Origin of the sequence: Comamonas sp. 26, assembly GCF_002754475.1 — a bacterium.
Classification (GTDB): Bacteria; Pseudomonadota; Gammaproteobacteria; order Burkholderiales; family Burkholderiaceae_C; genus Comamonas.
Genome location: NZ_PEFL01000001.1, coordinates 266,664 through 279,435, shown reverse-complemented (window position 1 = coordinate 279,435; position 12,772 = coordinate 266,664). Strand labels below are relative to the sequence as shown.

The window sequence follows — 12,772 nt, the reverse complement described above, 5'->3', positions numbered from 1 at the left end:
CGCTCTCTCTGGCACATCTTGTTTGCAAGACAATGACAGTCTAAAAACCACTCACGCAGTACGAGCTTTCGCCATGCACGCCACGCGCATCATTGCCATCCGCCACGGAGAGACAACCTGGAACGTCGACGGACGCATTCAGGGGCATCTGGACATTCCCCTCAACGACACCGGCCTCTGGCAGGCCGAGCAAGCCGGTCGCGCGCTGGAGGGCGAGAGCATTGCCGCCATCTACAGCAGCGACCTGCAGCGTGCCCATGTCACGGCGCAGGCCGTAGCCAAGGTATCCGGCGCACCCCTGTACACCCATCAAGGTCTGCGCGAGCGCTGCTTTGGCGACTTTCAGGGCCGCACCTTCAAGGATGTGGAGGCCAGCCAGCCCGAAGACGCCCAGCTCTGGCGCACGCGCAACCCCGCCTATGCGCCCCCGGGCGGCGGCGACTCGCTGATTGCACTGCGCGACCGCATTGCCAGCACCGTCGATGAAATCGCCCGCCAGCATGAGGGCGAGCAGATTGTGCTGGTCGCCCACGGCGGCGTGCTGGATGTTTTGTACCGGCTGGCTACGCGCCAGGACTTTCAGGCACCGCGCACCTGGGAGCTGGCCAACGCCGCCATCAACCGCCTGCTGTGGACGCCCGAGGGCCTTTCTTTGGTAGGCTGGGCCGATACCGCACACCTTCAGCAAGGCAGTCAAGATGAAGCACATTCCTGAACATTTGCAGGCCCTGGTCGGCCAGGCCATCAAACGCATAGACACTCCGGCGCTGGTCATTGACCTGGATGCCATGGACCGCAATATCGAGCGCATGGCCCGCTTTGCCCAGCAGCACGGCGTGCTGTGGCGCCCTCACGCCAAGCTGCACAAAAGCGCGCTCATTGCGCACCTGCTGGAGCATGCCGGGGCCAGCGGCCACTGCGTGCAGAAAATCAGCGAAGCCGAGGCTTTGGCCGAAGGCGGCATTCGCAACATCTTCATCAGCAACGAAGTCGTCGCCCCCACCAAGCTCGAACGCGTGGCCAAACTGGCCAAGGCCTTGAATACCGAGGGCGGACGCCTGGCCATTGCCGTGGACTGCGAAGCGGGCGTTAGCCGCCTGGCGCAAGCCCTGCAACTGGCTCAGGCGGGCGATAAGGCCATGGATGTACTGGTGGAAATCAATGTGGGCCAGAACCGCTGCGGGGTCGAGCCCGGCGAAGCTGCCGTGGCCCTGGCGCAGGCCATTCAAGCCCATCCCAGCCTACGCTTTGGGGGTCTGCAGGCCTATCACGGCGGTGCCCAGCATCTGCGCACCGCAGCCGAACGCAAGGCGGCCATTGAGCAGGTGCTCAAGCATGTCAACCGCACCCGCCATGAATTTGACCGCGCCCGCATCGCCATTCCGCTGATTACCGGTGCAGGCACCGGCACCATGGTCAATGAAGCGGCCAGCGGCGTGTATGGCGAGATTCAGCCCGGCTCGTTTCTGTTCATGGACGCCGACTACGCCGCCAACCAGCGCGATGCGGCCCAGCCCATGTTCGAGCATGCGCTCTATATCAAAACCCAGGTCATGTCGCTGAGCGCCGATCACGCCGTCTGCGACGCGGGCCACAAGGCCCACGCCATTGATTCAGGTCTGCCGCGCCTGCATGCCCTGCCCGCTGAAAACGCGCTGCGTTTTGCCAATGGCGGCGACGAACACGGCGTGCTGCACCCCGATGCCGAAGCCGGTAACACCAGCGGCTGGCTGCCCGCCTTGGGCGAGACGCTGTGGCTGATTCCCGGGCATTGCGACCCTACGGTCAACCTTCATGACTACCTGATCGGCGTGCGCGGCGGACGACTCAAAGGCGTGGTTGAGCGCATCTTTACCGTCGATGGGCGTGGTGCGCTGACCTGAAGACCGCTATCAAAAGAAAAGCTGCTAGCGCTTTTTACATATAGATTTCAAGCAGTTAATGCATTGAAACCCATATTAATCAAGCGCGAGCAGCTATCAATTGATGCAGTAGATCAGACGCTCTCCGGCCACCAGCCGTCGGCACGGCGCTCCATGCGCGGGCAATCGTAAGCGCCGACCACAGGAATGGGCGAACCATCAGCGCGCACCAGCTTCTCCTGCCACTGCGTGCCCTGGCGCATGGCCACGGCAATGGCGGCCACCTCTGCACCGCAACGCGCCAGCAGATTCAGGCCCGACACCATGGTGGTACCTGAACTCACCGCATCGTCCACCACCAGCACGCGCTTACCCGCAATCAAGCTCAGCTGGTTGGGGTCCACATAAAGCAGCTTGCCCTTGCCCGGGGTGGTGATGGAGCTGACAGGTTCGCTCAGCTCGTCGCGATACCAGTATTTTCGCGAGTAGCCCAGCGGCACATAGCGGCTGTGGCCCAGATGCCTGGCGACCAGCGGCGCAAACGCCAGGCCCAGAGTGGGCAGGCCAATCACCACATCAAAGTCATGCACCTTGGCGGCGTTGGCCATGTGCAGCGCCAGTTGCTCCGTCACATCCATCGATGCCTGATTGGCAATCAGCGAAGCCACGCAACGGTCAGGGGCCGATCCATCGGTGGTCGGCATGCCACGCAGCGGCAGCAGCAGATAGCGGCCGTCAGGCAACTTGGCCGGATAGCTGCTGGCATAGGGCGGCAGGGGCGACTGGGCCAGCTCGGCCTCGGTCACCGTGGTTTGCCAGTAGTCAGTCGTGGCATCAAAGCCAGGCAGGTTCTGGCCGGTCAAATCAATAGGGTTCATATCAAAATCAGTCGCGGCGCAAATAGGCCTCTGCAAGCTTGACCCAGTAGCTGGCCGTCACCGGCAGCAGGTTGTCGTTGAAGTCATAGGCCGCGTTGTGCACCATGCAGCCGCCCTCACCCATGCCGTTGCCGACGATGAAGTAGTTACCGGGCACGGCATTGAGCATGATGGCGAAGTCATCGCTGGCCTGCAGGGGCTGCAGGTTCGGGATCAGCCATTCGTCACCCAGAAAATCGCGCGCCACGCCCACTGCAAAATCCGTAGCAGCCACGTCATTCATGACGGGCGGATAACGCCATTTGTACTCAACCTCGGCGATAGCGCGGTACACCGCCGCTTGCGCATGGGCCATGGCCGTAATGCGCTCGCGCAGCAGTTGGCGCACACCGGGGTCGCGGGCGCGAATGGTGATGCGCAACTCGCAGGTTTCGGGAATCACATTGGGCGCATCGCCCGCATGGATGGCACCAATGCTGACCACGGCCATGTCGTTGGGGTCGATCTCGCGCGAGCGTATGGTCTGCAGCGCCAGCACCAGATGCGAGGCCACCACGATGGGGTCCACCGCCACATGGGGCATGGCACCATGGCCGCCCTTGCCGTGGATGGTGATGATGGCCGTGTCCGAGCTGGAATACATCACGCCCGAACGAAAGCCGAACTGGCCTGCCGGGTAGCCGGGCTCGTTGTGAAAGGCGTAGAGCGCATCGCAGGGGAAGAGGTCAAACAGACCTTGATCAACCATCTTCTGCGCGCCGCCATGGCCTTCTTCGGCGGGCTGAAAAATCAGGTTGATGGTGCCATTCAGCTGGTCTTTGCGCTCAGCGATCACCTTGGCCGCAGCCAGCAGGGTTGCCGTGTGGCCGTCATGGCCGCAGGCGTGCATCTTGCCCTCATGCCGGCTGGCGTAAGACAGGCCCGTGGTCTCACGGATAGGCAGCGCATCCATATCGGCGCGCAGACCCAGGCGTTTGCCACCGGCCTCCCCTTTCTCATGATCGCCACAGCGCAAAGTACCGACCACGCCGGTATCGCCCAGACCGCGGTGCACCTCGTAGCCCCATTCGGCTAATTTGGCCGCCACGATGTCACCCGTGCGGTGCTCTTCGTAGGCCAGCTCGGGGTGGGCGTGCAGGTCATGGCGCAGGGCCAGCATGTCGGATTCAATAGCGGCCACTTCGGGCAGCACGGGCGGGTGAATTTCAGCGTGTATCTTATTCAGCGGCGCAACCATGGCTTATTCCGCCTGAATGTTGGCGGATTTCACGATCTGTGCATAACCCACTTTTTCCTTTTTCAGGAACTGGGTAAAGCTGGCGGGCGTGCCCGTGCCGGGTGTCGCGCCACCGTCTTCAAGGCGCTTGCGCACATCGGGCATCTTGAGCACGGCGTCCAGCTCGGTAGCCAGGCGGGTGACCACGGCTTGCGGGGTCTTGGCAGGCACAAACAGACCGGTCCAGGTATTGAGGTCAAAGCCCTTGAGCTCAGGCGTTTCGCCAAAGGTCGGAACTCCGGCAATGGCGTCGATGCGCTTGGCCGATGTCACGCCCAGACCTTCGAGCTTTTTCTGCTGAATCATGGGCGTGGCGCTGGTCGTCGTCAGCATGCCGATATCGACCTGGCCGCCCATCACATCGCTGGTGATCTGGGCACCGCCACGATAGGGCACGTGCACCAGCTTGATCTTGGCACGCTCTTGCAGCACTTCCATGGCCAGGTGCAGCATGGTTCCCACGCCCGATGTGGCATAGGTGAGCGATCCGGGCTTGGAGCGGACCAGTGCTATCAGCTCGTTCAGGTTATGCGCTGGCAGGCCGGGGCGGGCCACGGCCACCACAGGCGCAATCGTGACCAGACCCACGGGGGTCAGATCTTTTTCAGCGTCGTACTTGACGGCAGAGTTGACCAGCTGGGCGATGCTGATGGGGCCATCAAAGCCCATGAGCAGGGTGTAACCGTCAGCGGGCGCTTTGACGGCCTTGCTCACGCCCAGCACTCCACCCGCACCGGGCACGTTGTCGATGACGACAGGCTGCTTGAGGCGCTCGCCCAGCTTCTGGCCGATCAGGCGGGCCGTGGTGTCCACATTGCCACCGGCGCTAAAGGGCACGATCAAGGTGATGGGCTTGACCGTGGGCCAGTCACCAGAAGCCAAGGCAGGAACAGACAGACCAGCCGCCATCAAGGCAGCGGCCGCAACAAGAGAGCGACGGAGTGTGGACATGGGCAGGCAAGCAGTTGGACGGCGATGCAGTCCCAGAGCAATCTGTGGCGCAGCATGACCGCAAAACCGGAGGCGACGACTGAGCGCCCCCTTCGGCAGATGGACTAGGCTGTCGATTATCCCAGAGCTCAAAAATTGCTGCCACAACAGGATTTTCTTAGCAATACTGGTTCACCCTAGACACCTTGGCATACCCTGCTTTTCAGGGTTCACGCCAGCCCGCAATCACAGGCCAGCGCCCCAGAATTGCCGCCATGCTCACCCCCAGCCAAGTCATTGTTCTGGCCACCCCGGTCTTTTTCGCACTGATTGCCGTGGAATGGGTCATCAGCCTCAAACGCGGGCGCAACGCCTACGCGCTGGCCGATGCCCTCAGCTCGCTGAACCTGGGCGTGCTGAGCCAGACCAGCGCGGTCTTTACCAAGCTCTTGACGCTGGGCATCTACACCTTTATCGCCAGCCATGTAGCGCTGATCGAGGCTGACGCCTTCTGGCTCAGCCTGCCGGGCTGGGTGCTGGCCCTGCTGTTCTACGATTTTTGCTACTACTGGCTGCACCGCATGGGCCACGAGGTGGGCCTACTCTGGGCAGCACACGCCGTGCACCACCAGAGTCAGGCCTACAATCTCTCTACCGCGCTGCGCCAGACCAGCTCGGGCGCGTTGCTGGGCTGGCTTTTCTATCTGCCCATGGCGCTGGCGGGCGTGCCGCCCCTGGTGTTTGCCGTGGTGGGCTTGATTGATCTGCTCTACCAGTTCTGGGTGCATACCGAGCAGGTCAAGAAGCTGGGCTGGTTTGACCGCTGGTTTTGTTCGCCCAGCAATCACCGGGTACACCATGCCGTCAACGACCAGTATCTGGACAAAAACTACGGCGGCATTCTCATCATCTGGGACCGCCTCTTTGGCACCTTCAAAGAGGAAGATGACAAAGAGCCCTGCGTCTACGGCACGCGCGGGCTGCTGCAAAGCTGGGACCCGCTGTGGGCCAATGCCACCGTCTACCGCCAACTGGCGCATGACAGCTGGCATGCCCGCAACTGGCTGGACAAGGCCCGCGTCTGGCTCAAGCCACCCGGCTGGCGGCCTGCCGATGTAGTGCAGCGCTTTCCCAAGCCAGCCTTTGACCTGGATGCCCACCGCGCCATTTACGCGCCGCCCATGAGCCGGCCACTGCGCTGGTTTGCCGGCCTGCAGTTCTTGGCACTGGTGACGGGCACAGCGGTCTTTCTCTGGCAAGCCGACCAGTCGCCGCTAGCCACCAATCTGATCTGGTTTGGCGTGCTGCTGACCGGACAATGGGCTCTGGGCGCTGCCATGCAGGGACGCATCAGCCCATGGATGGCGCTGATGCTGCAAAGCGGTGCACTGGCCACGACCACCGCAGCCCTAGGGCTGCGTGAATGGCACTGGCTGTTCAAGCCAGCGACCATGGTTTTTGCTCTTTTATGCATAGCGGCTTGCGCCAGCCCTGCATGGATTTCAATACAAAGAACATCCAAAAAACACGTCTACCTGCTACTGGTAGCTATTGTTTTCTCACTTGCTGGCGATGTCTTTTTGATGCTGGACGGACAGTTCAGGCTGGGCCTGTTCATTCCCGGCCTGATCAGCTTTTTACTGGCCCATGCCTGCTACATCGCCCTGTTTAAAACCGATGCACCATGGTTTGCCAGCCGCCACGCGCTGTGGCTGATTGCAGCCATTGGCGCAGGCATGTACGCCTACCTCTTCACGCATGGACTGCCAGCGGCCATGCGCATTCCCGTGGCGGTATATGTCAGCGTCATTGCGCTGATGGCGGCTCAGGCCTGGGGCCGTTATCAGGTGCAGCAAGACCGCTCAGCATTGCTGATTGCGCTGGGTGCCAGCGCTTTCATGGTCAGTGACAGCATTCTGGCCATCAACCGATTTGTGCAACCCCTGCCGTGGGCGGCCATCTGGGTGCTTGCCAGCTATTACGTCGCGCAGGCGCTGATTGTGCAAGGCAGCCTGCGCTGGCAAGCCCAGGCGCACACGGCGACCGATTTTTCTGCACGATCTGAACAATTGCCAGCAGCAGAGCCCACGTAAGCTCGCCACCATACAAGCCCGCTGGCGGGCTAGCCCCTGCACCGCCCGATACAGTCGCCGATCAAGACAAGGGTTGACCCTAGTCCACACTCTGCGGATAATGGGAGGATTGCAATTTCAGGAGTCCCTACGTGGACAGTGCCAGTTCAACCAGTGATTTATCGCACGCCGCAACGGCTGCGCAGCTGGTCGCCTGACAGACTCCCCGGATCGGGAGTCGTCATCGACCTACCCGCTCCTTGCATCGCGCCTTCGCCAAAACCTGTTTCTTCGGGCCACCCTTGTGTGGCAGCTTGTTTGCGCTTTCGCAAACCCGAAGCAGCACTGGTGCATCACTGAAAATTCGATGTGCGTCGCTGCGGCCATTTCCGGTCGGCTGGCGACCATGCCGCAGAACTTGTGCGTTCCGTTCCTGCTCGACGAGAAAGGAGTACGCCATGCGCCAACAACTCACCCGCTTCATCTGCCGGTTTAGCCGCAAGAGCAGTTTGCTGCCCGTTCGCCGTGATGCAACGACAGCACATACCCAGCTGACGACCCCCAAGGCTCTGCAGCAAACTGCGGAGCTCGATGCCCGGACCGACTGGCCCACACATCGCATTCGCCGCTTTTGGCTGATGTAGCACTACTGCGAAGACGCTGACTCAAGCGCAGCAGGCCGTTTTCAAACCCTCATAAAGGAATACGCATGGATCCCGACCCAAGTCGATCTTGCTGCACACCTGCCGCCTGCATGCAGGTGTCAATCATTGCTGCGTGCGTGTCCGCCGGCCTAGGCCGTGACATGCCTTTGTTTTGCCATTTGCCATCGAGGCCGGGTCGCGCATGACTTTCTGAAGTCTGGCGCTAGCTCCGGCCCACAGGCCATCAAGGAGTTAGCCCATGCAACGCCTTCTGCAGCTCAGCCTGCGCCCCTTTCACACCACCACGGCCTCACAAGGCCTGCAAAAAGCCGTCGTTCGCGCCCTGGAGCTGCGCCATGCCGATGTGCTTCGCCATCTGGGCTCAAACCCGCATCACGCTGAATTCGCCTCGGTGCTTACCGCGCTCCCGGCCCGCCAGCGTGCGGATGCACTGTCTCTGCTGGAGCCCAGGCAACGCGAAGTCGTGCTGAACCAGCTCCCCCTGTATGCGCAAAGGCAATGGCAGAGCCTGAGCACTCCTTCCGCCAAACGCCGCAGCTGGTTTCGCAGTCTGCGCCGGTCTTTGCGGCAGGCGTGAAGCACTGCTTCAGGTGCAAGCCTTCTCAAATGAGATTGACGATCTGCACCTGATGAGCTGAAGCCCGACCCGCAGCTCCGACCTCACCGAATGTCATCTGGCTGGCCTATGCTGTACGCAGCACCTGCCAATCTCCACCCCAACCGCAGCGACCACAGGCGCGCCAACAGAAACCCAACGCATGCAAGCTCTGCAAAATTTCAATCTCCTGGCAACGCTCAACACCGTGCTGTGCCTACTCGTGGCCTTTGTCTGCGGCAGCATCATCGGGCTGGAGCGGCAGATACGCCAGCGCACGGCCGGTTTGCGCACCAACACGTTAGTGGCCGTAGGTGCCGCCGTATTCGTGGACCTGGCCATGCGCATCTCGGGGGCTGACGGCTCCACCCGGGTGATCTCCTATGTGGTCTCGGGCGTTGGCTTTCTGGGCGCTGGTGCCATCATGAAGGAAGGGGCCAATATCACGGGTCTGAACACAGCCGCCACGCTCTGGGGATCGGCTGCAGTCGGTGCCTGCGCTGGGGCGGGGATGCTGCCAGAAGCCGGAATCGCCACCCTGTTCGTGCTGGCCAGCAATACCTTGCTGCGCCCCATAGTCAACTACATCAACCGCCACCCGGTGGCCGAGCATGCCAGCGAGGCGACCTACTACGTCTATGCCATCTGCCAGCAAGCCGTACAGGCCGATGTCCGCGAGCAGATGCAGGAGCTACTGGAGGCGGCCAACTACCCGGTGCGTACGATCGAGAAACACGACATTCCACCCCACAACAGCGAAATCGAGGCCGAGCTGTTTGCCACTGCTGTGCATGCCGAAGAACTGGATCAGGTGCTGGCACAGATCGAAGCCATGCCCGGTGTCATTCAGGCTTTCTGGAATGCCGGACCGCAGAACTGATCCGCAGTCCTTCAGGCTTCACCACCTGCATCGGGCACTTTGAGGCCCAGATGCAGGTACGCAGCCTTGGTCGCCATGCGCCCACGCGGGGTACGCTGCAAAAAGCCTTGCTGAATCAGATAGGGCTCAATCACATCCTCAATGGTGCCGGACTCCTCGCCAATACTGGCAGCGATATTGTCCAGCCCGACCGGGCCACCATCAAAGCGGTGCACCACGGCTTCGAGCAGCTTGCGGTCCATGATGTCAAAGCCCTGAGGATCCACATCCAGCATGGCCAGCGCCTTATCGGCAATCTCGCGGGTGATTCGGCCATCACCCTTCACATCGGCATAGTCACGCACGCGGCGCAACAGACGGTTGGCGATACGTGGCGTTCCACGTGAGCGACGGGCGATCTCGAAGCAACCCTCGTCGTCAATCGGCGCCTTGAGCAAGCCTGCGCTGCGGCGCACGATACGGGTCAGCTCCTCCGAAGAATAAAACTCCAGCCGCGCCACGATGCCAAAGCGATCGCGCAGCGGGTTGGTCAGCATGCCTGCCCGCGTGGTGGCACCCACCAGCGTGAAGGGCTGGAGATCGAGCTTGATGGAACGGGCTGCCGGGCCTTCGCCAATCATGATGTCGATCTGATAATCCTCCAGCGCCGGGTAGAGAATTTCTTCGACCACCGGGCTTAGCCGGTGAATCTCGTCAATGAAGAGCACATCGTTGGGCTCAAGATTCGTCAGCAGCGCCGCCAGGTCTTTGGGCTTTTCCAGCACCGGGCCGCTGGTCTGACGCAGATTCACACCCAGTTCGGCCGCGATGATATGGCTCAGCGTGGTCTTGCCCAGACCGGGCGGACCGAACAGCAGCACATGGTCGAGCGCCTCGCCACGCTTCTTGGCCGCGCCAATAAAGATTTCCAGCTGCTCACGCGCCTTGGCCTGCCCCACATATTCGTCGAGCAGCTTGGGACGCAGAGCACGCTCCTGCGCTTCCTCGCCAATAAAGGCACTGCCCGCTGACACCACGCGCGTCACCGGCTCGCGCAATGCGTCACGCGATGAATCACGCGCTGGCTTGGGGGCGGGGGTTGCCGCAAATTCGTCCACATGAATCGTCATAGAGCTCAATTGTGCCGCGCATTAGCACCGGACTGTTGCGCCCAGGCTGTTCGCGCCGCATTCATGTCACAGCTTCGTCATGGATGTTTCACAGAATGCAGCCCAAACGCCCCGCGCAATTCTGTGCGGTTGATACGTCGGTGCGCTTGCACCGATCTCCTCATCACCTCTTCTTGAAGACCTCCTCCATGCGCCTCAACCCTCCTGCGCCAACTGGCGCTGCACTCCGCAGCCTCGCCCAAGTCTCCGTTCTTGTGGCGGCCTCGGCAACCCTCGCGGCCTGCGGTGGTGGCGACGGATCACCAGCCCCGGCCCCCGCTCCTGCGCCCGCACCCGCTCCAGCACTGGCGCCTCTTGCAGGCAGCAGCAGCTACCTGGGCACGCTGAGTTTTGGCGATACCGTGGCACTGAGCCTGGACAGCACCGCCAAGCAGATCACACTGCGCTTTGTGGATTCGCGCTTTGGTCTGGCCGGAGCCATCACCAGCGTCTACAGCGTGGATGCCAACGGCCAATTCTTGGCCCAGAAGTTCCAGCCCGTGGCGGCTAGCAATCTTCCTGCTGCTCTGGTGAGTCGCCTGAGCGAAGTCACTCTGCGCTTTGCCGCGGAAACCGGACTGGTCGCCGGCAACATTGACGGCTTGCCCAATTTGCTGGATACCTCGGCCACATCGACCGCATCGCTGCAGGGCGTGCTCACCGCCTCCAACCAGGGTGCGGCACAGATCAGTGCTCTGGCCGGCACCTACAACTATCTGCGCAATGAGGCGGTGTATTCCGCCTCGGGCAAGTCCGGCCCCCCCAGCGCCAGCGCGGGCCAGCTGCGCATTGCCAATGATGGCGTTGTGCGCGTCTGCCCCGGCCAGGGCGCAAGCGACAGCTGCAGCAACGGCATCACCGGTCGCGTGACGGTAGATCCCGACCAGACCACCTACCCCGGTGCCCTGGTGCTGGAGCTGGGCGGCCAACGTATCGGCCGCGCCGTGGTGGGCAAGCGTAGCGACGGCGCGGCCATATCCGTCGACGTCTACAGCGCCGCTTCGGGTGGCAGCTTCACCTCGGGTAACTGGACCTTGCAGTCTGCCGCCACGGCCCCCGTGGCCGCCACGGCGCTGGATGGCGAATGGCTGTGCACACATCCCGAGCAGGGAGGCACAGGCCGCAGCATGCGCCACTATGTCTCCATCGGCAACGGCCTGCTGCAGACCGACACCATCGACATCGACCTGAAGCTCAGTGCCAACACAGCGTCCGGCTCAGGCAGCGCGGCCAACGGTTTGTTCGGCGGCCAATGGGCCAGCGGCAACAGTGCGACGCGCACGCTGCTGCCGGTCTCGGCCAACAGTTTCTACTACGCGGGCAGCAGCGGCCCTGCTGACGCCGACACCAGCGCGCTGGGCGCGTGCCAGCGGTTGCCCGAGCAAGCAGTGCTGCCCAAGCACCTGGACAAGAGCCCAGCCAGCACCGACCCGGTCATGATCACGCTGGCAGACGCCCTGCCCACGCAACCTGCCATCGGCTACGACCAGATCTACTACAAGCAGGGTCGCTATACCCACACCGCGACCGGCAGCGTGGCCTCCACGCAATGGCAAAAAGCCTTTGACGATTTGTGCGAAGACAGCGGCCAGGACTCCACGGCCAAGAACGGCATCACGGCCAGCTCCAAGCTCAACGACCGCAGCAGCTTCACCTGCAAGGCCCAGGTCGCCAACTACCAGAGCCTGCTGAAGACCGCCGTGGTCGGCCCCAAAGGCCAGCTCTTCCTGACCGACGGACACCACAGCTTCACCAGCCTTTGGGAAGCACCCAACAGCAACGGCAATGTGACCACCGGTCTGGCCGGTGGTCAGGTGCAAATGCCGGTGATGATCAAGGGCAATTACAAGGACTCGAACAACGCCAGCTTCTGGCGCACCATGCGCGCCAACAAGTTTGTCTGGCTCAAGCTGCCTGACGGTTCGTCCATCACCCCCGTCGATCTGCCGCGCCAGCTGGGCCTGTCCAATGGTCTCAAGGACGACCCCTTCCGCTCGCTGGTCTACTTCACCCGCGAAGTGGGCTACAACAAGCCGGTCAATCCTTCCGAGTTTCTGGAGTTTTACTGGAGCGAATGGCTGCAAGCCGCGCCGCGTAACTTCAAACTTAGCCAGTACGGCCTGAATCTGGCGGGCAACGGCTCCGACGGCGGCTATATGCAAGCTATCAAGGACGCATCCAACCTGATGCTGGCCGCCAACCCTACGGAGATGATCGGAGCTTCGGGCTACAACGCAGTGCAGATGGGCCAGATGGCGGCCTTTGGCACGGCCACCTACACCGACCTATCCACACCCAAGCCTGCGGATGGCAAAAAGGCCGGCAAACTGGCCTATGCGCTGGAATACCGCGCCTCACTGAGCGGCGCGAAGTAAGCACGCAAGCAAAAAGGGGGCTAGCAAGAGTGCAGTAGGCTGGACAACAGCAAGGCGAATGAAGGATGGCGAACAATCCATGGCATCGTAG

The 12,772-nt window shown here is 62.0% G+C and carries 11 protein-coding genes; 7 read left to right on the top strand and 4 right to left on the bottom strand.

The features are described 5' to 3' along the window. Positions 1-73: 73 nt before the first annotated feature. Entirely contained in the window at positions 74-715 is a 642-nt protein-coding gene (locus CLU84_RS01305; RefSeq protein ID WP_099735578.1) for a histidine phosphatase family protein, read from the top strand. Beyond that, positions 699-1,883 (top strand): DSD1 family PLP-dependent enzyme, encoded by a 1,185-nt coding sequence (locus CLU84_RS01300; RefSeq protein WP_099735577.1) that lies wholly within the window; start codon positions 699-701, stop codon positions 1,881-1,883. The genes CLU84_RS01305 and CLU84_RS01300 overlap by 17 nt, the downstream gene beginning before the upstream one ends. Before the next feature lie 113 nt (positions 1,884-1,996). Here the strand turns inward: CLU84_RS01300 and CLU84_RS01295 are convergent, their stop codons facing one another. The 3 genes from CLU84_RS01295 to CLU84_RS01285 are packed head-to-tail and all read right to left on the bottom strand — an operon-like array spanning position 1,997 to position 4,967. After that, positions 1,997-2,740 carry a phosphoribosyltransferase gene (locus CLU84_RS01295; protein WP_099735576.1) on the bottom strand — a complete coding sequence of 248 codons (744 nt, stop codon included), beginning with the start codon at positions 2,738-2,740 and terminating at the stop codon, positions 1,997-1,999. A 7-nt stretch (positions 2,741-2,747) separates the two neighbouring features. Next, complete coding sequence (locus CLU84_RS01290; protein WP_099735575.1) at positions 2,748-3,977, bottom strand: M20 aminoacylase family protein; 1,230 nt, start codon at positions 3,975-3,977, stop codon at positions 2,748-2,750. 3 nt (positions 3,978-3,980) lie between these two features. Then, positions 3,981-4,967: a tripartite tricarboxylate transporter substrate binding protein gene (locus CLU84_RS01285; RefSeq protein WP_199173664.1), complete on the bottom strand. Its 987-nt coding sequence runs from the start codon at positions 4,965-4,967 to the stop codon at positions 3,981-3,983. A 254-nt stretch (positions 4,968-5,221) separates the two neighbouring features. Between CLU84_RS01285 and CLU84_RS01280 the strand changes: the two genes are divergently transcribed. From CLU84_RS01280 to CLU84_RS01265, 4 genes are all read left to right on the top strand, one after another. Then, positions 5,222-7,039, top strand: a complete 1,818-nt coding sequence (locus CLU84_RS01280) for a lysoplasmalogenase family protein (protein ID WP_099737796.1) — start codon at positions 5,222-5,224, stop codon at positions 7,037-7,039. Between the two features lie 437 nt (positions 7,040-7,476). Further along, entirely contained in the window at positions 7,477-7,662 is a 186-nt protein-coding gene (locus CLU84_RS01275; protein ID WP_099735574.1) for a hypothetical protein, read from the top strand. Between the two features lie 259 nt (positions 7,663-7,921). Beyond that, on the top strand, positions 7,922-8,260 hold the full coding sequence (locus tag CLU84_RS01270; protein ID WP_099735573.1) for a hypothetical protein: 339 nt from the start codon (positions 7,922-7,924) through the stop codon (positions 8,258-8,260). A 181-nt stretch (positions 8,261-8,441) separates the two neighbouring features. Further along, entirely contained in the window at positions 8,442-9,158 is a 717-nt protein-coding gene (locus CLU84_RS01265; RefSeq protein WP_099735572.1) for an MgtC/SapB family protein, read from the top strand. A gap of 11 nt (positions 9,159-9,169) precedes the next feature. On the opposite strand, the gene ruvB is transcribed toward CLU84_RS01265, so the two are convergent. Continuing rightward, positions 9,170-10,267, bottom strand: a complete 1,098-nt coding sequence (gene ruvB / locus CLU84_RS01260) for a Holliday junction branch migration DNA helicase RuvB (protein WP_099735571.1) — start codon at positions 10,265-10,267, stop codon at positions 9,170-9,172. A 188-nt stretch (positions 10,268-10,455) separates the two neighbouring features. On the opposite strand from ruvB, the gene CLU84_RS01255 reads away from it, so the two are divergent. Further along, on the top strand, positions 10,456-12,681 hold the full coding sequence (locus CLU84_RS01255) for a ParB/Srx family N-terminal domain-containing protein (protein ID WP_158235156.1): 2,226 nt from the start codon (positions 10,456-10,458) through the stop codon (positions 12,679-12,681). Positions 12,682-12,772 lie beyond the last annotated feature (91 nt).